The organism is Pseudomonas sp. 2FE (genome assembly GCF_005503735.1).
GTDB lineage: Bacteria > Pseudomonadota > Gammaproteobacteria > Pseudomonadales > Pseudomonadaceae > Aquipseudomonas.
On the sequence record NZ_SCMO01000001.1, the window covers coordinates 454,136 to 475,748 of the forward strand.

General features: G+C 61.4%; 15 protein-coding genes. 8 read left to right on the top strand and 7 right to left on the bottom strand.

What is annotated here, in order from left to right:
* Positions 1-63 precede the first annotated feature (63 nt).
* Positions 64-1,407, bottom strand: a complete 1,344-nt coding sequence (locus tag FFS12_RS02245; RefSeq protein WP_137885335.1) for an NCS2 family permease — start codon at positions 1,405-1,407, stop codon at positions 64-66.
* 792 nt (positions 1,408-2,199) lie between these two features.
* Between FFS12_RS02245 and FFS12_RS02250 the strand changes: the two genes are divergently transcribed.
* Positions 2,200-2,967 (top strand): GntR family transcriptional regulator, encoded by a 768-nt coding sequence (locus FFS12_RS02250; protein WP_137885336.1) that lies wholly within the window; start codon positions 2,200-2,202, stop codon positions 2,965-2,967.
* Positions 2,968-3,158: 191 nt separating this feature from the next.
* On the opposite strand, the gene guaD is transcribed toward FFS12_RS02250, so the two are convergent.
* The 5 genes from guaD to xdhA form a co-directional block, all read right to left on the bottom strand.
* Positions 3,159-4,463 (bottom strand): guanine deaminase, encoded by a 1,305-nt coding sequence (gene guaD, locus FFS12_RS02255; RefSeq protein ID WP_137885337.1) that lies wholly within the window; start codon positions 4,461-4,463, stop codon positions 3,159-3,161.
* A 95-nt stretch (positions 4,464-4,558) separates the two neighbouring features.
* Entirely contained in the window at positions 4,559-5,410 is an 852-nt protein-coding gene (gene xdhC, locus FFS12_RS02260) for a xanthine dehydrogenase accessory protein XdhC (protein ID WP_137885338.1), read from the bottom strand.
* Positions 5,407-5,580 (bottom strand): hypothetical protein, encoded by a 174-nt coding sequence (locus tag FFS12_RS19820; RefSeq protein WP_171006392.1) that lies wholly within the window; start codon positions 5,578-5,580, stop codon positions 5,407-5,409. Before FFS12_RS19820 ends, xdhC begins: the two co-directional genes overlap by 4 nt.
* 97 nt (positions 5,581-5,677) lie before the next feature.
* Positions 5,678-8,074, bottom strand: coding sequence for a xanthine dehydrogenase molybdopterin binding subunit (gene xdhB, locus FFS12_RS02265; RefSeq protein WP_137885339.1), 2,397 nt, complete (start codon positions 8,072-8,074; stop codon positions 5,678-5,680).
* The gene (gene xdhA, locus FFS12_RS02270; protein ID WP_137885340.1) at positions 8,067-9,521 is read right to left on the bottom strand and encodes a xanthine dehydrogenase small subunit; all 1,455 of its coding nucleotides are present in this window, start codon (positions 9,519-9,521) and stop codon (positions 8,067-8,069) included. Before xdhA ends, xdhB begins: the two co-directional genes overlap by 8 nt.
* Positions 9,522-9,852: 331 nt before the next feature.
* On the opposite strand from xdhA, the gene FFS12_RS02275 reads away from it, so the two are divergent.
* The 5 genes from FFS12_RS02275 (at position 9,853) to ligA (ending at position 19,558) form a co-directional block, all read left to right on the top strand.
* Positions 9,853-11,502: a phosphoethanolamine transferase gene (locus FFS12_RS02275; RefSeq protein WP_137885341.1), complete on the top strand. Its 1,650-nt coding sequence runs from the start codon at positions 9,853-9,855 to the stop codon at positions 11,500-11,502.
* 371 nt (positions 11,503-11,873) lie between these two features.
* Entirely contained in the window at positions 11,874-12,533 is a 660-nt protein-coding gene (locus tag FFS12_RS02280; protein WP_137817320.1) for a GntR family transcriptional regulator, read from the top strand.
* 32 nt (positions 12,534-12,565) lie between these two features.
* Complete coding sequence (smc, locus tag FFS12_RS02285; RefSeq protein ID WP_137885342.1) at positions 12,566-16,069, top strand: chromosome segregation protein SMC; 3,504 nt, start codon at positions 12,566-12,568, stop codon at positions 16,067-16,069.
* A 171-nt stretch (positions 16,070-16,240) separates the two neighbouring features.
* A complete protein-coding gene (gene zipA, locus FFS12_RS02290; RefSeq protein WP_137885343.1) occupies positions 16,241-17,074 on the top strand; it encodes a cell division protein ZipA in 834 nt (277 codons plus the stop codon).
* 84 nt (positions 17,075-17,158) lie between these two features.
* Positions 17,159-19,558 carry an NAD-dependent DNA ligase LigA gene (ligA, locus tag FFS12_RS02295; RefSeq protein ID WP_137885344.1) on the top strand — a complete coding sequence of 800 codons (2,400 nt, stop codon included), beginning with the start codon at positions 17,159-17,161 and terminating at the stop codon, positions 19,556-19,558.
* Positions 19,559-19,563: 5 nt separating this feature from the next.
* Here ligA and FFS12_RS02300 read toward each other — a convergent pair whose 3' ends face one another.
* The gene (locus tag FFS12_RS02300; RefSeq protein ID WP_137885345.1) at positions 19,564-20,442 is read right to left on the bottom strand and encodes an AraC family transcriptional regulator; all 879 of its coding nucleotides are present in this window, start codon (positions 20,440-20,442) and stop codon (positions 19,564-19,566) included.
* Between the two features lie 420 nt (positions 20,443-20,862).
* On the opposite strand from FFS12_RS02300, the gene FFS12_RS02305 reads away from it, so the two are divergent.
* Positions 20,863-21,057, top strand: coding sequence for a Flp family type IVb pilin (locus FFS12_RS02305; protein ID WP_137885346.1), 195 nt, complete (start codon positions 20,863-20,865; stop codon positions 21,055-21,057).
* A 28-nt stretch (positions 21,058-21,085) separates the two neighbouring features.
* Complete coding sequence (locus FFS12_RS02310; protein ID WP_137885347.1) at positions 21,086-21,604, top strand: prepilin peptidase; 519 nt, start codon at positions 21,086-21,088, stop codon at positions 21,602-21,604.
* Positions 21,605-21,613: the final 9 nt, after the last annotated feature.

Below are 21,613 nucleotides of genomic sequence, written 5' to 3' on the forward strand. Positions count from 1 at the left end.
CTCTCCAGATGTAGAAAAGCCCCAGCGCCGGAGCGCTGAGGCTTGTTGTCGCCGAGTTAAACCTTACAGGAAGATGAACTTGGCAATACAGATCGCTGCCAGCGCGTAGAGGCTAGCAGAGATTTCCTTGTGCTTGCCGGTCCCCACCTTAATTACCACGAAGGTGATAAAGCCCAGGGCCAGACCATCGGTGACCGAGAAGGTCAGCGGCATCATGATGGCGGTGATGATGGCTGGGATGGTGTTGGTGTGGTCTTTCCAATCGATATGCGCCATGCCGCTCATCATCAGCATGGCCACATAAATCAGCGCACCGGCGGTGGCGTATGCGGGAATCATTCCGGCCAGCGGGGCGAAGAACATGGCGGCGACAAACAGTACGCCAACGGTCACTGCGGTCAGCCCGGTACGGCCACCCGCGGCAACGCCGGCAGCGCTCTCTACATAGCTGGTAACCGGCGGGCAGCCGAGCAGGGCGCCGAAGGTGCTGGCGGTGCTGTCAGCCTTCATTGCTTTGCTCAGGTTCTCGATGTGACCGTTTTCACTAACCAGGTTGGCACGCTGTGCCACGCCCATCAGGGTGCCAGCGGTGTCGAACATGTGCACAAATAGAAAGGCCAAAATCACGCTGATCATGCCAACGTTAAGGGCGCCACCGATATCCATCGCCATAAAGGTTGGCGCAATGCTCGGCGGCATCGAGAAGACGCCATGGTACTCGACCAGACCCAAACCCCAGCCCGCTAGGGTTACGGTGAGGATGCTGATGAGGATGCCGCCGAACACGCGGTGGTGTTCCATGATCGCGATCATCAAAAAGCAGATGGCTGCCAAAAATGGCGCAGGCGAGGTCATGTCGCCCAAATGGATCAGCGTGGCAGGGCTGGCAACCACGATGCCGGCCTCTTTAAGACCGATCAGGCCGAGGAACAAGCCGACGCCGGCGCCCATGGAAAAACGCAAGCTGGGCGGGATGCTGTTGAGTAGCCATTCACGAATCTTGGTGAACGTCAGAATCATAAACAGCAGGCCGGAAAGGAACACTGCGCCCAGGGCGACGTGCCAGTTGTAGCCCATGGCGCCAACCACGGTATAGCTAAAGAATGCATTCAAGCCCATGCCCGGTGCCAGGCCGACCGGCCAGTTGGCATAGAGGCCCATCAGGAAACAACCGAAGGCGGCAGCCAGGCAGGTGGCAACAAACGCAGCCCCGTGATCCATGCCAGCGGCGACCATGATGTTGGGGTTAACGAAAATGATGTAAGCCATGGTGATAAAGGTAGTCAGGCCAGCGGCCAGTTCGATCTTTACCGTGGTGTTGTGCAGGCTCAGTTTGAACAGACGTTCAAGCAGGCCAGGGCTAGCGGGGTTCGCGACATATATTTGTTCTTGTTTAGTGCTTTCCACAGCGGGGGTACTCCTCATCTCTTGTATTTGTTCACCGAGAGCCGGTGGTTTTGCTGCAGCGGCTCTCTGAGGCAGGTGGCATGGGTGGTGCGCTTACCGTCTTGGTTTGTTGACCATAAGGTCAGGAAGTCACACGAGCCGGATTATGCGTTTGTATACAAAAAAAGCAAATAATGTTTTCAGTGTTGCGTAAATCGCACCGCTGGATTGTGGATATATAGAGAGATGGATTGTGCGCGCAATCGAGCCTCGATATTGATATAAACTCCTTTAAAAACATACAGATAGAGTTTTTTGTGAGGCCCTTAAGGCGCGTTGTGGATTGCTTGCGGTGGGTTTAAGCGGCATAAATCGCGAAGCCATAGCGGGCAAACGCCATGCGTAGAGAGATTTTTCTAAGGGGCGCTCGGCTGAGCAGAGCAATAGGCAGCCAGCCAGGATCCTTTACGGAATGGACGAGGGCCTCGTGGCCTGTGTGGCTAGTTCAATTAGTCAATTTCGGCGCCTGAAACCCCGATACTGCGTTGCCGCTCCTCGCCATAGCCCAGCTATGACTCGTCGCCGCGCCTTGTCTCAGGGCTCCAGGTATCCGAACTTGAGTTAACCAACTAGCCGTACAGGCCACTAGCGCGCAGGCAAATGCGACGGGGCGCAAAGTGTGCAGGCGGGTTTGATTGTGTACAATATGTCAGTACTTTTATCCTCTGACTTTCCGCTATTTCTGCTTGCCAGCAGCCCGGGGAAAGGCAGTAGAGTCTCGCATGACCGCCGACCTCTTTGACGCGAGCCCGAATGAACGAACAATTACAGCCCCTCAAGAAGCAACCGCGTACCGGCAAAAGCAGCCGCAGCGGGACCCAGGACGATATCGTTTACGCGCATATCTTCGATGCCATCCTCGAACAGCGCCTGGCGCCGGGTACCAAGCTGAGCGAAGAGGCCTTGGGCGAGATCTTCGGCGTCAGCCGCACCATCATCCGCCGGGCCTTATCGCGCTTGGCCCATGAAGGTGTGGTGCTGCTGCGCCCCAACCGCGGTGCGGTGGTGGCGAGCCCGAGTGTGGAGGAAGCACGGCAGATTTTCTACGCCCGGCGGATGGTCGAGCGCGCGATCACCGAACTGGCGGTCGAGCACGCGACGGCTGAGCAGTTGGCTGAGCTGCGGCAGATGGTCAGCGACGAGCAGACCAGCTTCTCCCGCGGCGATCGCGGTGCCGGTATCCGCCTCTCCGGCGAGTTCCACTTGAAGTTGGCGGAGGCGGCGAAGAACGCACCCTTGATCAGCTTCCAGCGCAGCCTGGTGTCGCAGACCTCGTTGATCATCGCCCAGTACGAGAGCGGCAGCCGTTCGCACTGTTCATACGATGAACACAATCAACTGATCGACGCCATCGAGGCGCGGGACACCGCCAAGGCCGTGAGCCTGATGATGCACCACATGGATCATATCGACAGCAAACTGAATCTGGACGAAGACAGCGCTTCCGACGATCTGCATGCGGTGTTCTCGCACCTGCTGCAGACCAAGAAGAAGTCCACGCGCGCGGCGACGCCTCGCTGAGTTTGTCGGCTGGGTTCCCGCCTACGCGGGAATGACGGGCGCAGAATCCAAGAGTGTCGATCGTCCCCACGCTGGGCGTGGCAACTAGAAAAACTCCGTAGGCGTAGGGCGTACTCGCGAAGCAGTACGCCACCTCAAGCGGCGGACTGTTCGCTGCGCTCCTGAGTCCGCCCTACGCCTGTTACGCTAATTCAGCCGCGCTGGTGCACCGAGCGGCCGGCGGCGAAGGTTTCTTTAATCGCCCGGTCATCGCCGATGGTCATCAGCACGAAGAGTTTTTCTTCGACATCCTTGGCCTGTTGCAAGCGGAAGGACAACAGCGGCGTGGCGTGGTAATCGAGCACGATGAAGTCCGCATCGTTGCCGCTGGCGAAGCTGCCGATCTTGTCCTCCAGCCGCAGTGCCCGAGCGCCGCCGAGGGTGGCCAGGTACAGTGACTTGAACGGGCTGAGTTTGTTGCGCTGCAACTGCTGGACCTTGTAGGCCTCGTTCAGGGTTTGCAGCATGGAGAAGCTGGTGCCGGCGCCGACATCGGTGCCCAGGCCGACATTGACCTTGAACTGCTCGGCTTGCTTGAGGTTGAACAGGCCGCTACCGAGGAACAGGTTAGAGGTCGGGCAGTGCGAGACGGCCGAACCGGTTTGCGCCAGACGCTGACACTCTTCATCACAGAGATGCACGCCGTGGGCGAACATCGAGCGCTCGCTGAGTAGCTGGAAGTGGTCGTAAACGTCCAGATAGCCTTTCTGCTCTGGGAACAGCGCTTTCACCCAGGCGATCTCGTCGAGGTTTTCCGAGAGGTGGGTGTGCATGTACAGCCCGGGGTATTCCTGCAGCAGCTTGCCGGCGTAGGTCAGCTGTTCGGGCGTGCTGGTCGGCGCGAAGCGCGGGGTCACGGCATAGTGCAGACGGGCCTTGCCGTGCCAGCGCTCGATCAGCTCTTTGCTGTCGACATAGCTGGATTGCGCGGTGTCGGTCAGGTAGTCCGGGGCGTTGCGGTCCATCATCACCTTGCCGGCGATCATCCGCAGGTTCAGTGCCTCGGCCGCCTCGAAGAAGGCATCCACCGATTGCTTGTGTACCGTGCCAAACACCAGCGCGGTGGTGGTGCCGTTACGCAGCAGTTCCTTGAGGAAAATGCTCGCCACATCGGCGGCATGCGCCTTGTCGGCGAACTGTTTTTCGGTGGGGAAGGTGTAGGTGTTCAGCCAGTCCAGCAGTTGCTCGCCATACGCGGCGATCATGCCGGTCTGCGGGTAGTGGATGTGCGTGTCGATAAAGCCCGGGGTGATCAGCGCATCGCGGTATTCGGTGATCTCCACGCCTGTCAGGCTGGGCAGCAGATCCGCGGCGTGGCCGACCTGGGACACTTGACCGTTCTCGACGACCAGCAGGCCATCCTCGAAGTACTGGTAGGACTGCTCGATCCCCACTTCGGCGGGGTCGGCGATGCTGTGCAGGATGGCGGCGCGGTAGGCTTTGATCGTTGTAGTCATGGGAATCCCTGATTCAGATAGTGTTCGATAGTCGCTGAGGCGCAGGAAGTTATCTCCCTCTCCCGTTTACGGGAGAGGGTTGGGGAGAGGGGAGATCAGGCCTGCTCTCGGCGTGAGCTGGGCAGCAGCTTGGCGACAGGTACACCCTTATTCACATCCTGGCCGCTGCTTTGTTCACCGAAATGGGCGTTGTAGGTCGCTATCACCTCGCCGGCGATGGACACGGCAATCTCAATCGGCAACTTGCCCTTCACCTCGGGCAGGCCCATGGGGCAGCGCATACGTTGCACGACTTCGGGTTGGAAACCGCGCTCTCGCAGGCGGTGTTCGAATTTGACCCGCTTGGTTCGCGAGCCGATCAGGCCGTAGTAGGCGAAATCGTTGCGCTTGAGAATTTCCGCGGTCAGCTCCAGGTCGAGCTGATGGTTGTGGGTCATGACGATGTAGTAGCTGCCGGCTGGCATGTTCTCTACTTCATCGACCGGTTCTTCGTTGATGACTTTTTCCACCCCGGCCGGCAGTTGCGCGGGGAATTCGCTTTCCCGCGAATCGATCCAGCGCACCTTGCACGGCAAGCTGGCCAGCAGTGGCACCAGGGCGCGACCGACATGCCCGGCGCCGAACACGGCGATCTGCGCCTGTGGCTGGCCCATCGGCTCGAACAGCAGCACGGTGGCGCCGCCACAGCATTGACCGAGGCTGGCACCGAGGCTGAAGCGTTCCAGGCGGGTGTCCTGGCTGCGGCTTTCGAGCATCTCGCGGGCGATTTTCATCGCCTTGTATTCCAGGTGGCCGCCGCCGATGGTTTCGAAGATCCGCTCGGCGGTGACCACCATTTTCGAGCCGGCGTTGCGCGGCGTCGAACCGCGCTCTTCGATGATGGTCACCAGCACACAAGGTTGCCCTTGTTGCTGCAGGTCGGCGAGGGCGCTGATCCAGTTGCTCATTTGCTCAGCCTCCAGGTGCGTAGTGGGCGAGCGGAGCGCGACAGGCGCCAGTCGTCGTCTTTGTGCGGACGCGTCGGCGTGCCCAGCGGCTCCAGCAGGAGCAGCGGCGGCAGTGCTTCGCGAGCCTGTTGCGCCGGTGCTTCTGGTGAATGTTCGGTGTGTGTTGTCATTGTTGTGCACCGTTGGTTTTTTGTAGGAGCGGCCCATGGCCGCGATGCTTTTGCATCAGCGGCGTTGCTTCGCGGGCATGGCCCGCTCCTACATGGCTCAAGCGGGTTCGACCTCGACTGCGGCAGCGGATTCGGCCGGCTGCTGCAGTCGTTTCATCTGCTCCACGCCCCAGAGTACGCGCTCCGGCGTGGCCGGGGCGTCGATCGCCGGTTGGGCGCGATAGTCGGCCAGGCTGGCGACGGCATCCTTGATCGCACACCAGGCGGCGATGCCGAGCATGAACGGCGGCTCACCGACGGCCTTGGAGTGGAATACGGTGTCTTCCGGGTTCTTGCGGTTTTCCACCAGCTTGACGCGCAGGTCCAGCGGCATATCGGCCACCGCCGGAATCTTGTAGCTGGCCGGGCCGTTGGTCATCAGCTTGCCTTTGGCGTTCCACACCAGCTCTTCCATGGTCAGCCAGCCCATGCCCTGGATGAAGGCACCTTCGACCTGGCCCATGTCGATGGCCGGGTTCAGCGAGGCGCCGACGTCGTGCAGGATGTCGGTACGCAGCATCTTGTATTCGCCGGTCAGGGTGTCCACCAGCACCTCGGCGCACGCGGCACCGTAGGCGTAGTAGTAGAACGGCCGACCGCGCGCCTGGCTGCGATCGTAGAAGATTTTCGGGGTGCGATAGAAGCCGGTGCTGGACAGCGACACCTGGCCGAAATAGGCCTGCTGGATCAGCTCCTCGAACGTCAGTATCTGGTCGCGCACCCGTACGTGGCCATTGCGGAATTCGACGTCTTCCTCGGTGACCTTGTAGTGCCGCGCGGCGAACTCGACCAGGCGTTTCTTGATGGTTTCGGCGGCGTTCTGCGCAGCCTTGCCATTCAGGTCGGCACCGCTGGAGGCGGCGGTCGGCGAGGTGTTCGGCACCTTGTCGGTGTTGGTCGCGGTGATCTGAATCCGCTCGATATCGACCTGGAACACCTCGGCGACGACTTGCGCCACCTTGGTGTTCAGGCCCTGGCCCATTTCGGTGCCGCCGTGGTTCAGGTGGATGCTGCCGTCGGTGTAGATGTGGATCAGCGCGCCGGCCTGGTTGAGGAAGGTGGCGGTGAAGGAGATGCCGAACTTGACCGGCGTCAGCGCCAGACCCTTCTTCAACACCGGGCTCTTGGCGTTGAACGCGCGGATTTCCTCGCGACGCTTGGCGTAGTCGCTGCTGGCCTCGAGGTCGGCGGTCATCTCTTCGAGCAGGTTGTCTTCCACGGTCTGGTAGTAGTGGGTGACGTTGCGCTCGGTCTTGCCGTAGTAGTTGGCCTTGCGCACCTCCAGCGGGTCTTTGCCGAGGGAGCGGGCGATGGCGTCCATCACTTCTTCGATGGCGACCATCCCTTGTGGGCCGCCGAAGCCGCGGTAGGCGGTGTTGGAGGCGGTGTTGGTCTTGCAGCGATGACCGTTGATGGTGGCATCGCCGAGGTAGTAGGCGTTGTCCGAGTGGAACATCGCGCGGTCGACTATCGAACCGGACAGGTCCGGCGAGTACCCGCAGTTGCCCGCCAGCTCCATCTGGATGCCGTGCAGGCGGCCGCTGTCATCGAAGCCGACGTCGTACTGGACGAAGAACGGATGGCGTTTGCCGGTCATCTGCATGTCTTCGACGCGCGGTAGGCGCATCTTGGTCGGCCGGCCGGTGAGGTGCGCGATCACCGCGCACAGGCAGGCTGGGCCGGCGGCCTGGGTTTCCTTGCCGCCGAAGCCACCGCCCATGCGGCGCATGTCGATGACGATCTTGTTCATCGGCACGCCGAGCACTTCGGCGACCAGCTTCTGTACCTCGGTGGGGTTTTGCGTCGAGCAGTAGACGAGCATGCCGCCGTCTTCGGTCGGCATCACCGAGGACACCTGGGTTTCCAGGTAGAAGTGTTCCTGGCCGCCGATATGCAGCTTGCCTTGCAGGCGATGGGGCGCGCTGGCCAGGGCGCTGGCGGAATCGCCGCGTTTGTGCTGGTGGCTGTCGAGGACGAAGTGCTTTTTACGCAGCGCTTCTTCGACGTCGAGGATCGGCTCGAGGTCTTCGAACTCGATGATCGCCGCCATCGCCGCCTTGCGCGCGGTGTCTAGATCCTTCGCCGCGACGGCGATGATCGGCTGGCCGACATATTCGACGATGCCGTCCGCCAGCAGCGGGTCGCCCGGCACTACTGCGCCGATATCCAGTTGGCCAGGCACGTCCTTGCTGGTGATGACCAGGGTCACGCCCTCGATGGCATAGCAGGGTGCGGTGTCGATCTTGGTGATGCGGGCGTGAGCGCGGTCGCTCATGCGGGCATAGACGTGCAACTGGTTGGGGAACTCCAGGCGGTCGTCGACATAGGTCGCTTCACCGGACACATGCTTGTCCGCACTGTCATGTTTGACGCTACGGCCGACGCCGGTGCGGAGGTCCTGGTGGAACAGCGCGGTCAGCTCTTCCTGGGTCTTTTTAACGCTGTGATTAGACATAAGCGGTCACCCGTGTTTCGACTTCAGGGGCTTGCAGTTCGAGGAAGTATTTGCGCAGCAGGTTCTGCGCGGTGAGCAGGCGGTATTCCTTGCTGGCGCGGAAGTCCGACAGCGGGGTGAAGTCCTCCGCCAAGGCCGCGCAGGCGCGCTCAATGACAGTCTGTGACCAGGTGGCGCCCAACAGGGCTTGCTCACAGGCCGCCGCGCGTTTCGGGATGGCCGCCATGCCACCGAAGGCGACGCGGGCGTCCGTGACCACGCCATCCTCGATGCGCAGATTGAAGGCCGCACAGACGGCGGAGATATCGTCATCCAGGCGCTTGGACACTTTGTAAGCGCGGAAGGCCTGGCGGCTGCTTGCGCGCGGCACGATGATCTTCTCGATGAACTCGCCTTCCTGGCGAGCCGTCACCCGGTAGTCGAGGAAGTAGTCTTCCAGCGCCAGGGTGCGAGTGTTCTCGCCTTTGCGCAGGACGATCCGTGCGCCGAGGGCGATCAGCAGCGGTGGGGTGTCACCGATGGGTGAGGCGTTGCCGATGTTGCCGCCGAGGGTGCCTTGGTTGCGGATCTGCAAGGAGGCGAAGCGGTGCAGCAGCTCGCCGAAGTCCGGGTATTCCGCGCTGAGGGCTTCGGCGCAGTCGGTCAGCGCGGTGGCTGCGCCGATCTCCAAACGCTCGTCGAAGCGTTCGATACGCTTCATTTCGGCGACGTTGCCGACATAGATCATCACCGGCAGGGCACGCTGGAATTGGGTGACTTCCAGCGCCAGGTCGGTGCCGCCGGCGAGCAGGCGGGCTTCCGGATGCGAGCTGTAGAGGTCGGCCAGGTCGGCGACGGTCAGCGGCACCAGGCAACGCTTGTCGCCACTGTTCAGTTCGGCGATGTCCTTCGGCGCGATGGCGCGCAGCTGGGCGATGGTCTCGGCCTGACGGGCATCGAACTGGTCAGGTTTGGCTTGGCAGCAGGACTGTTCGGCGGCATCCAGGATTGGCCGGTAGCCGGTGCAACGGCAGAGGTTGCCGGCCAGTGCTTCCTGGGCCTTAGCTTTGCGATGGGGGGCCTCGTCGTGGCCGTCACTGTTTTTCTGCAGGGCGAACAGCGACATGACGAAGCCGGGGGTGCAGAAGCCGCACTGTGAGCCGTGGCAGTCGACCATGGCCTGCTGCACGCTGTGCAGTTTGCCGTCGTGCTTGAGGTCTTCAACGCTGATCAGCTGTTTGCCGTGCAGGGAGGACACAAAGGTCAGGCAGGAGTTCAGGGTGCGGTAGCGAATCGAGTCGCCATCCAACTCGCCAACCACCACGGTGCAGGCACCGCAATCGCCAGAGGCGCAGCCTTCTTTGGTTCCGGGCTTGCCCACGTGCTCACGCAAGTAGTTCAGCACGGTGACATTCGGGTCGAGACGCTGCTCGGTACGCAGCTCACGATTGAGTAAAAACTGGATCAAGGACGACCTCCAGGCACTTTATTGTTTTTACGAGGGCTCGTATGGAAGTGAATTTAGAGTTTTCTGACTTTTGGGTCAATAAATATTTGACCTGGCAGTCAGGCAATCGTCATGCCTTTCAGTTATGAGCCGGCCACGGCCAGTGGGGTGGCCTGCGGCCTTTGCGTTCTTGAGCTGCGGCTGGCTGCTGCACTGGCCCGCCGGCAACCTTTTGTTGAGCTTTTTTTCACGAAAACTTGATAGCGACGTCCCTAGGCTGCGCCCCCATAAGAGGTATGGCTCGCCATACCCAGTGACTGACGTTGTCCTGAGTGGGATCGAGCAGAACTCCATGTTGAAAATAAAGGCCGTGCGCCCTGAAGTATTGACCCTGTTGAGCAGTGCGTTCCTGTTGCTGTGCTGCAACTTTGTGCTGTGGCAACACCTGTTCTCGATCACCTCGGGCGATTGGCAGGGGCTGCTCATGCGGCTGGCATTCGGGCTGATCGTGCTGGCGATTTTCAATCTGGTGCTCACGCTGCTGGCTTTTCGCTGGGTGTTGAAGCCGATACTGACGCTCTTGCTGCTGATCAGTGCCTGCGTGGCGTATTTCATGAGCCAGTACGGCGTGCTGATCGACGCTGGCATGTTGCGCAACGCGGCGGAAACCGATGTGGCGGAAGTGCGCGACCTGTTGTCGAGCAAATTGGCGGTCTATGTCCTGTTGCTAGGCGTGTTACCGGTTTGCTTGGTCTGGCGCACACCGGTCAATTACCGGGTTTGGCCGCGCGAACTGTTGAGCAAAGTGCTCGTCGGCGCGGCCTGTGTGGCGGTGCTCGGCGGGGTTGCGCTGGTTAACTATCAGGGGCTTTCCTCGCTGTTCCGTAATCACCATGAACTGCGCTTGATGGTGGTTCCGAGTAACTATGTGGGCGCCTCGCTGAGCTATCTGCGCGAGCAGATTAGTTCGAGCCAGCAGCCGTTCCGGCAGGTGGGCGTCGACGCCGTAAAAGCGCCGATCTGGCAGACCCACCGGCGCAAGTCGCTGACGGTGTTGGTGGTCGGGGAAAGCGCGCGGGCGGAGAATTTTGGAGTGCTTGGCTACCCACGCAACACCACGCCGCAACTGCAAGCGGAAAGCGGCTTGATTGCCTACACCAATGTGCGCTCCTGCGGCACCGAGACCGCGGTCTCGGTGCCGTGCATGTTCTCGAACCTCGGCCGTGGCGATTACAGCGCGGCCAAGGCGAAGTCGCAGGAAGGCTTGCTCGATGTCTTGCAGCGAGCCGGTTTTCATGTGCTCTGGCGCGACAATCAGGCCGGTTGCAAGGGCACCTGTGAGCGGGTGGCGTTCGAGGACTTAAGCCATCGCCACGACCCGCAGTTCTGCGCCAGTGGCGAGTGCCATGACGAGATTTTGCTGCAGGATCTACAGGGCTTCATCGATAAGCTGGAGCAGGACACGGTGCTGGTGCTGCACCAGATGGGCAGTCACGGCCCGGACTATTTCAAGCGCTACCCGAAAGAGTTCGAGCGGTTCACCCCGGTCTGCAACAGCAATGCGCTGAATGATTGCTCGCGTGCGAGCATCGTCAATGGCTACGACAACACCCTGGCCTACACCGATCATGTGTTGGCCAGCCTGATCGACCTGCTGCGTAGCAATCAGGGCAAGTTGGACAGTGCCATGCTCTACCTGGCCGACCATGGCGAGTCGTTGGGTGAATACAACCTGTACCTGCACGGCACCCCCTATCTGATGGCGCCGGATCAACAAAAGCATGTGGCGATGCTGGCGTGGTTTTCCGACTCCTATCAGCAGGCCTTTGCGCTGGATGCTGATTGCCTGCGTGCCGAGCGCGACCAGCCCCTGAGTCAGGACAATCTGTTCCATTCCATGCTCGGTCTGCTGGAAGTCCGGAGCAAAGCCTATAACCCGGCGCTGGATATGTTCGCCGCCTGTCGGGGCGCGCCTGTGCGTCAGGCCTTGGCGGTCGAATAAGCCGCGCCCTCCCATATCCGCACGCCGAGCAAAACGGCACGGTGGCCAGGCTAAGAACCTGATCATGATCTGCTGCGCGTCGGCCATGCCGCGTTGAAATCGGGCTCAAAATGCTCATTTACTACTTGTAAACTGCGCTTTCTCGCCCGATTTCGCGATCCACAGGGATGTGGTGAATGCCGCTAGCCCGCATGGAGCGGGCGCGGCCTTGCCTGACCTTAGCTCGCGAGATCGTGAACAGGCTCTAAGCGGACGGTAATAGCCTTGCTTGTTCATCTGTGGGACGTCTTCGATTTCATCCGGGTTGGCCGGGTAACACCCTGTGCTACACTTCGCGGCCTGCGCGTTAGCCACGATTTCGAAGGAAAACCATGACGTTCAAGGCACCGGACAGCCTCGCCGAGCAGATTGCTCACCACCTTGCGGAGCGCATCATCCGGGGTGAGCTGAAAGAACGTGAGCGCATTCAAGAGCTGAAAGTCACCCAATCCCTCAATGTCAGCCGCGGCTCCGTGCGTGAAGCGCTGCTGATCCTCGAGCGCCGCCATCTGATCGCCATCCTGCCGCGCCGTGGCGCCCAGGTAACCGAGCTGACTCCGCACAACGTGCAGAGCCTCTATGCCTTGGTGATGGAGCTGTACATCCTGCTGGGTTATGCCGTGGCCGAGCGCTGGCGGGTTCAGGAAGACCTGGCGCCACTCCTGGTGATTCAGCAGCGCCTGGTTGACAGTGCCCAGCGCCAGGACATCAACGCCTTTGTCGAAGACAGCTTCGACGTCATGCGCGCCGCCTTTCCCTTCGCTAATAACCCCTATTTGCAGGAGACGCTGGAGAACCTGTTGCCGGCCATCAGCCGCACCTACCATTTGGCGCTGGAGCGGCGCAAAACCGAGATGAGCCAGTTCCTCAATGCCTTCGCCGCCTTGCTACAGGCGGTGATTGCCCGTGACCAGCAGCAGATCCGCGAAGTGCTGAGTGCCTACGGCAAGCACAATTGCCAGATGGTTCTCGCCGCGCTGGCCGAACGCTAAGTGCTTGGGGCTTGGGCTAGGGAAGGCGATCTATGCGGCTAAAGTGCATCAAGCTGGCGGGCTTCAAGTCCTTCGTCGATCCGACCACGGTCAGCTTCCCGAGCAATATGGCGGCGGTGGTCGGGCCTAACGGCTGCGGCAAATCCAACATCATCGACGCCGTGCGCTGGGTGATGGGCGAGAGTTCGGCGAAGAACCTCCGTGGCGAGTCGATGACCGACGTCATCTTCAACGGCTCGAACACCCGCAAGCCGGTGACCCAGGCCTCCATCGAGCTGATCTTCGATAACTCCGATGGCACCTTGGTCGGCGAATATGCCGGCTACGCGGAAATTTCCATCCGCCGCCGCGTCACCCGCGACAGCCAGAACAGCTATTTCCTCAACGGCACTAAATGCCGGCGCCGCGACATTACCGACATCTTCCTCGGCACCGGCCTGGGCCCGCGCAGCTACTCGATCATCGAGCAGGGCATGATCTCCAAGCTGATCGAAGCCAAGCCCGAGGATCTGCGGAATTTCATCGAGGAAGCCGCCGGCATCTCCAAGTACAAGGAGCGCCGCCGCGAGACGGAAAACCGCATCCGCCGCACCCATGAAAACCTCGCGCGCCTGACCGACTTGCGCGAAGAGCTGGAGCGCCAGCTCGATCGTCTGCACCGTCAGGCCCAGTCGGCGGAGAAGTACCAGGAATACAAGGCCGAAGAGCGCCAGCTCAAGGCCCAGCTGTCGGCCCTGCGCTGGCAGGCGCTGAACGAGCAGGTCGGCCAGCGCGAGGCGGTGATCGGCCATCAGGAAATCAGTTTCGAAGCCTTGGTCGCCGAACAGCGCAATGCCGATGCCAGCATCGAGCGGCTACGTGATGGCCATCATGAACTGTCCGAGCGTTTCAATCTGGTGCAGGGGCGCTTCTATTCCGTCGGTGGCGATATCGCCCGCGTCGAGCAGAGCATCCAGCACGGCCAGCAACGCCTGCGCCAGCTGCAGGATGACCTGAACGAGGCCGAGCGTTCGCGCCTGGAAACCGAGTCCCACCTCGGCCACGACCGTACGCTGCTGGCTACCCTCGGTGAGGAGCTGGCGCTGCTCGCACCCGAGCAGGACATGACCAGCGCCGCCGCGGAAGAGGCGGCGGCAACCCTCGAAGAGTCTGAAACCGCCATGCACGGCTGGCAGGAGCAGTGGGATGGCTTCAACCAGCGTTCCGCCGAACCGCGGCGTCAGGCCGAGGTGCAACAGTCGCGCATCCAGCAACTGGAGCAGAGCCTCGAGCGTCTGGCCGAGCGCCAGCGGCGTCTGGGTGACGAGGGCGTGCAGCTGTCGGCCGACCCGGAAGATGCGGCGATCCTCGAGCTGAGTGAACAAGTCGCCAGCAGCGAGCTGTGCCTGGAAGAGCTGCATGCCGCGGATGCACAGCAGGCGGAGCGTCTGCAGCAACTGCGTGGTGAATTGCAGCAAGCCGGTCAGGCGCAGCAGCAGGCGCAAGGCGAGTTGCAGCGGCTGAGCGGCCGGCTGGCCTCGCTGGAAGCCTTGCAACAAGCCGCGCTCGATCCCGGCACAGGCGTCGCCGAGTGGTTGCGCGAGCAACAGCTGAGCGAGCGTCCGCGCCTGGCTGAAGGCCTGCGGGTCGAGCCGGGCTGGGAGTCGGCGGTGGAAGCCGTGCTCGGCGCCGATCTGCACGCCGTGCTGTTAGATGACTCTCTAAGTCAGAATCTGGCCAGCCTGGATCTGGCCGGTTTCGCTCAAGGCGATTTGCGCCTGGTCAGCCCGGCCCAAGGTGGCGCGCGGGTGGCTGGCAGCCTGCTGGATAAGGTTGAGGCCAGCGTCGATCTGGCGCCCTGGCTGGCCAAGGTCAAGCCGGTGGAGTCCCTCGATGACGCCCTGGCGCGGCGCGGCCAGTTGACCGAGGGCGAAAGCCTGATCAGCCGTGACGGTTACTGGGTCGGCCGGCACTTCCTCCGCGTGCGGCGCGCCAGTGAAGCGCAAAGCGGCGTACTGGCCCGTGCTCAGGAACTGGAACGCCTGGGCTTGGAGCGTGAAGAGCGTGAAGCGGCCTTGGCCAGCCTCGACGAGCGGTTGCTGGCGTTGCGCGAGTCCCAACAGCAACAGGAAGAGGCGCGCGAGCAGCAACGTCGCCGCCTGCAGGAGGAAGTTCGGCGGCAGGGCGAGTTGAAGGCGCAGCTATCCGCCGGGCAGGCCAAGGTCGAGCAGTTGACCCTGCGGCGTCGGCGTCTCGACGCCGAGCTCAGCGAGCTCGGCGAACAGCGCGCCATCGAGCACGAACAGTTGGGCGAAGCGCGCCTGCAACTGCAAGATGCACTGGACGCCATGGCCATCGACACCGAGCAGCGCGAACAGCTGCTGGCCCGGCGCGATCAGTTGCGCGAACGTCTCGATCGGGTCCGCCAGGAGGCCCGTCAGCACAAGGACCATGCCCATCAGTTGGCCGTGCGGCTTGGCTCGCTCAAGGCGCAGCATGACTCGACGCGTCAGGCCCTCGAGCGGCTCGAGCTGCAAGCCGAGCGCCTGAGCGAAAAGCGCGAACAGCTCAATCTCAACCTGGACGAGGGCGCCGCGCCGCTGGAAGAGTTGCGCATGAAGCTCGAAGAGCTGCTCGACAAGCGCATGGGCGTGGAAGACGAACTCAAGCTGGCCCGTTTGGCGCTGGAAGATGCCGACCGCGAACTGCGCGACGCGGAAAAGCGCCGGACTCAGGCCGAGCAGCAGTCACAACTGCTGCGTGGCCAACTCGAACAGCAGCGCATGGAGTGGCAAGCGCTGAGCGTGCGCCGCAAGGCCATCCAGGATCAGTTGCTGGAAGACCATTACGACCTGCATGGCGTGCTCGCCAGCTTGCCGGCCGAGGCCAGCGAACGGGCCTGGGAGGAAGAGTTGGAGCGTTTGGCCGCGCGGATTCAACGCCTGGGTCCGATCAACCTGGCCGCCATCGACGAATACCAGCAGCAGGGCGAGCGTAAACGCTACCTGGATGCGCAGAACGCCGACTTGGTCGAGGCGCTGGATACCCTGGAAAACGTGATTCGCAAGATCGACAAGGAAACCCGTAACCGCTTCAAGGAAACCTTCGACCAGATCAACGGCGGCCTGCAGGCGCTGTTCCCGAAGGTCTTCGGCGGCGGCAACGCCTATTTGGAACTGACGGGCGAAGATCTGCTCGATACGGGGGTGACTATCATGGCGCGCCCGCCGGGCAAGAAGAACAGCACCATCCACCTGCTCTCCGGTGGAGAGAAGGCGTTGACCGCGTTGGCGCTGGTCTTCGCCATTTTCCAGCTCAATCCGGCACCCTTCTGCATGCTCGACGAGGTCGATGCGCCGCTGGATGACGCTAACGTCGGTCGCTATGCGCGGCTGGTGAAAGAGATGTCGGAGAAGGTGCAGTTCATCTATATCACCCACAACAAGATCGCCATGGAAATGGCCGATCAGTTGATGGGGGTGACCATGCATGAGCCAGGCTGCTCGCGGTTGGTGGCGGTGGATGTGGAGGAAGCCCTGGCCATGGTCGAGGCTTGAGTCCGCCTGGCCGATTGGCTAGCCGACGGTGCAAAAATGCCGTTTGTCGTGCTAGCTTAAGCCACACTTTTGTTACGCGCGGAAAACAGCTGTAAGAACATACAGTTGTCCGCGTTTCAAGGGGCGAGGACGCCCTTTCTTCATCATCATTTTTAGGGGTTAAGGAGTTACATGGATATCGGTCTGCGCGAGTGGCTGATCGTCATCGGCATCATTGTTATCGCTGGCATTATTTTCGATGGCTGGCGGCGTATGCGCGGTGGTAAGGGCAAGTTGAAGTTCAGGCTTGATCGGAGTTTTTCCAACCTGCCGGATGATGATGGCGCCCCGGAGTTGCTCGGGCCGTCACGGGTTTTGGGGCGTCATCAGGAGCCCGGGCTGGAGGAAGAAGACCTGCCGGCCATGAGTGCGCGCGAGCTCAATCGCCGCCGGGGCACGCCGGTCGAGCCGCATCAGGGCGACCTCAATCTCGGTCTCGACGAGCCGGTGCCGACGCTGCTCAATCCAGTCGATGACGCCGAACCGAAGAAACGCAAAGTCAGCGCCCAGGAAGACAGCAAAGACTTGCCACCCGTCGAGGAAGTGCTGGTGATCAACGTCGTCGCCCGCGAAGGCGAAGGCTTCAATGGCCCGGCGCTACTGCAGAATATTCTGGAAAGTGGTCTGCGATTCGGTGAGATGGATATTTTCCATCGCCACGAAAGCATGGCCGGCAATGGCGAAGTGCTGTTCTCCATGGCTAATGGGGTCAAGCCGGGAACCTTCGACCTGGACGATATCGACCACTTCAGCACCCGCGCGGTGAGCTTCTTCCTCGGCCTGCCGGGCCCGCGTCATCCCAAGCAAGCCTTCGATGTGATGGTGGCCGCCGCACGCAAGCTCGCGCACGAGTTGAATGGCGAGCTGAAAGACGACCAGCGCAGCGTCATGACCGCGCAGACCATCGAGCATTACCGTCAGCGCATCGTCGAGTTCGAGCGCAAGCTGCTGACCCACAAACGCTAACAAAGCGCCCCCCTCGCCCTTTAGGGCGAGGGAACTGATTGCAGAGCAGCCGCGGCTGCTCTTTTCGTTTTCCAGAGAGTCACCATGACCGACGCCTCTACAACCACAAAGCATGCCGCTGCCCGCATTCTCGAACTGCGCGCCGAGCTGGACACGCACAACTACCGCTATCACGTCCTCGACGCGCCGAGCATTCCGGATGCCGAGTACGACCGGTTGTACCACGAGCTGACAGCGCTGGAGGCCGAGCATCCGCAGTTGGTGACCGCCGACTCGCCGACCCAGCGCGTCGGTAACCTGGCGCTGTCGGCCTTTGGCGAGGTCAAGCACGAAGTGCCGATGCTCAGTCTCGGCAACGCCTTTGCCGAAGATGACCTGCGGGACTTCGACCGCCGCGTGCGCGAAGGCTTGGCCGATGAGTTGCCCGCCGGCGACCTGTTCGGCGGCGGCGTGGCGGTGGAATACAGCTGTGAACCGAAACTCGACGGCTTGGCGGTCAGCCTGTTGTATCGCGATGGCCAGCTCGTGCGCGGCGCCACCCGTGGCGACGGTGCGACGGGTGAGGACATCAGCGTCAACGTGCGTACCGTGCGCAATATCCCGCTCAAGCTGCAAGGCAGCGGCTGGCCGGCCGTGCTGGAAGTGCGCGGCGAGGTGTATATGTCCCGCGCCGGCTTCGATGCGTTGAACGCCCGCGCGCTGGAGAGCGGTAGCAAGACCTTCGCCAACCCGCGGAATGCCGCGGCCGGCAGCCTGCGTCAATTGGACCCGAAGATTACCGCCAGCCGCCCGCTGGAGTTCTGCAGCTATGGCATCGGCCAGGTACAGGGCGAATTGCCGGACACCCATATCGGCATCCTCACAGCCCTCAAGGGCTGGGGCATGCCGATCAGTCACGAGTTGCAGTTGGCCCGGGGCGTCGAAGAGTGCCTGGACTACTACCGTGCCATCGGCGAGAAGCGCGACGCGCTGCCCTATGAAATCGATGGTGTGGTGTTCAAGGTGAATAACCTGGCCTGGCAGCGCGAGCTGGGTTTCCGCGCCCGTGAGCCGCGTTGGGCGATTGCCCACAAGTTCCCGGCTAGCGAAGAGCTGACCGAGTTGTTGGCGGTGGAGTTCCAGGTCGGTCGTACCGGCGCCATCACCCCGGTGGCGCGCCTGAAGCCGGTGAAGGTGGCTGGCGTCACCGTCTCCAATGCCACCTTGCACAACATGGATGAAGTCGAGCGGCTGGGGCTGATGATCGGTGACAGCGTGATCATTCGCCGCGCTGGCGATGTGATTCCGCAAGTGGTGCAGGTCGTACTGGAGCGGCGCCCTGACTGGTCTGCGGATGAACTTGCAGCACGAACAGTCAAGGTGCCGAGTGAGTGCCCGATCTGTGGCTCGGCAGTCGAGCGCACTCAGCTGATCAAACGCAGTAAAGGCCGCGAAACCGTCAGTGAAGGGGCGGCGTATCGCTGCGTCGGTCGCCTGGCCTGTGGCGCGCAACTCAAGCAGGCGATCATTCACTTCGTGTCCCGGCGCGCCATGGACATCGAAGGGCTTGGCGAGAAGAGCATCGAGCAGTTGGTGGACGAGGGGCTGGTGCAGTCGCCCGCCGATCTGTTCACTTTGCGCTTCGAGCAGCTCGTCGAGCTGGAAGGCTTCGCCGAGCTGTCCACCCAGAACTTGCTGACGGCGATTGCCGAGAGCAAGAGGCCGACCCTGGCGCGGTTTATCTACGCGCTCGGGATTCCCGATGTTGGCGAAGAAACGGCCAAGGTATTGGCCCGCGCCCTGGCCTCGCTCACGCGCATCCAGCAGGCGCTGCCGCAAGTGCTGACGTATCTGCCGGATGTCGGCGCGGAGGTCGCCCATGAGATCCACAGTTTCTTCGAGGACGAGCACAACCGCTCGGTGATCGCGCAACTGCTGGAGCGCGGTCTGGAATTGCAAGAGGAGGGTGACCTGCATCCGGAGTTCGCCGCTTGCGCCAGCCTGGCGGGTTTTATCGACAAGCTGAATATCCCCTTTATCGCGGCGACCGGCGCGGAAAAGCTCGCCGCCAAGTTTGGCTCGCTGGACGCCATCATCAGCGCCGACTGGCTGGATCTGCGTCAGGTCGAGCGGCTGAACGAGAAGGCCGCCAAGTCGCTGCGTGAGTTCTTCGATAACCCGGCCAATGTCGAGCGCGCGCAAGCCATCGAGGCGCAGCTGCGGGAGTTTGGCATGCACTGGCAAAGCGCGAAGAAGACCGTCGAGGGCTTACCGCTGGCGGGTCAGACCTGGGTGCTGACCGGCACGCTGGAGGTGATGAGTCGGGAGCTGGCCAAGGAGAAGCTGGAGGCCTTGGGCGCCAAGGTGTCTGGTTCGGTTTCGGCCAAGACCCATTGCGTGGTGGCTGGGCCCGGGGCGGGGTCGAAGCTGGCCAAGGCCAGCGAGCTGGGGGTGAAGGTGCTGGATGAAGCTGAGTTTCTGGCTGTGCTGGGCAGCCTGGGTTAGGCGCGTCAGGCCCCGACGTCCAGCACCAGGCTGTCGACCACCTCTAGCAGAGCATCATCCAATGCCGGCTCTGCTGTTACAGGCACTCCGGAGCGGTGCGCCTGGCGGTATTCGCTGGGCGTGCAGCCGGCGAACTGCTTGAAGGCGCGAGCAAAGTAGGAAGGGTCCTTGAAGCCGGCCTCATAGCCGATACTGGTGATGGGCATCTGGCTGTTGTCGAGCAGCTCCTTGGCGAAGTCCATGCGCTTGTTCAGGACGTAGTCCATGAAGCCGAGGCCGATCACTTCCTTGAACAGGCGGCTGAAGCGAAATGCGGTCATGCCGCAGCGCTGCGCCAGCTCCTTCTGGTCGATGCTCTCGCGGAAATGCTGGTCGAGGTACTGCAGCACCTTGTTGAGAGCCTGGTGCTTCTGGTGTTCTGCGGTCAGTCGGATGCTGCCCGGCAGGCATGGGTAGTGTTCGACCAACGGCTTCTTGCCATGCCCATTAGCGTTACGGCGCAGCTCGCAGAGCTGCTCCAGGGCGTGCAAGTAGCGATTCTTCTCGGTGGCCGAGAGGGGCAGCACCAGGTATTCCCAGACCCGGGAACGCATGGCCCAGACGGCTAGCTCTTCCGAGTGCTGCACGGTGAACATGGTGATCGGGATGGAGGGCACGCTGCGTTTGACCTCCAGCAACAGGCTGAGGCCCAGCACGTCGGGGCGATCGAAATGCATGCAGATCATGTCTGCCTGCGGGCCTGGCTCCCTGCTGGCAAGCACGGGCTCTTTCGCCAGCCTGCAGTCGCAGGAGGCATTGAATTGCGCGATGAGTTCCTCCGTGGATCGATCGTGGGTCAGATCGAGCCATAAAAGGAATGGTTTTCTGGCCGAGTTAGACTTCATCTGCTTAGCTCTGCGCCCGTGTTGTTCCCTCACCTCAGCAGTATTGTCACTGTGTCATTACCGCAAAGATCAAATCCTAGTAATAAAAAATCTACTTAGCTGGTTGTGTTCTATGTATTGCTGAGCGCGTGGAGTCACGCGGACTTTTCGTTTTTTATCGACGCGCCCGGGATCGACCGCTGGTCGCTTGCGAATTAGTTGCAGAGTCATTCGTAAGTCATTCCTTCTCTTAGGCTTTCCGTTGCTGTCGCAGATGATGACCTCGCTGCTTTTGCTGTCCTGGCAATGACAGCAAAAGAGTCCTAGCTATTCGCAAAAAACTCCTAACCCCTCTTTTGGCCGGCAACTAGGGTGCAGGTAGGCGGTGCACGAAGCACTGCCGGTTTCCTGAAAGAACAACACTCGAGTGAGGTGGGCAAAATGAATCTGCAAGCGATCAAGACTTCGGTGCTGAAGTTCGTCAAGGACGAGGATGGCCTGACCATTGTGGAATATGCGGTGGCTGGCGGGCTGGTAACGCTAGGGGCTGTCGCTGCGTTCATAATTTTGGGAGGTAACGTAAACACCCAAATTACGCGGCTTGGCAACTGCGTCATAGCTACCGGTCCGTGCTAGCACTCTTCTCCCAGTGGGATTTGCAGCGATGTCCATGGAGCAGATGTTTACCGCAATTTTGCTGCTAGGGCTGCTGGTGATTGCGGTGGTGAGCGATCTTCGTCACCACCGCATTCCCAACCTCCTGATTTTGTTGGGTCTCGCCCTCGGATTGGCCGGCCAGGCCTATGAGGGTGGGATTGGCGGGGTAGGAAACGGTCTGCTGGGTCTGTTGGTCGGTTTTGCCGTGTTTCTACCCCTCTATGCCCTAGGCGGTATGGCCGCCGGGGATGTCAAGCTAATGGCCATGGTCGGTGCCTTTCTCACTCCACATGATGCGCTTTGGGCCGCGCTTTTCAGCCTGATTGCAGGTGGCCTGTGCGGATTCTTGATTGTGCTTTTTCGCGGACAATTGCTCCAGACCCTGTCGCGTTACGGGCTGATGCTAAAGGCGAGAGCCTACCTTGCGCCGGCAGCAGATGAGGCGGCCGGCAAACCTTTTCCTTACTCAATTGCAATTTTGTTGGGAACTCTAGCCAGCCTCTATTGGTTGCACATCGGCTTATAGCCCAGGAGG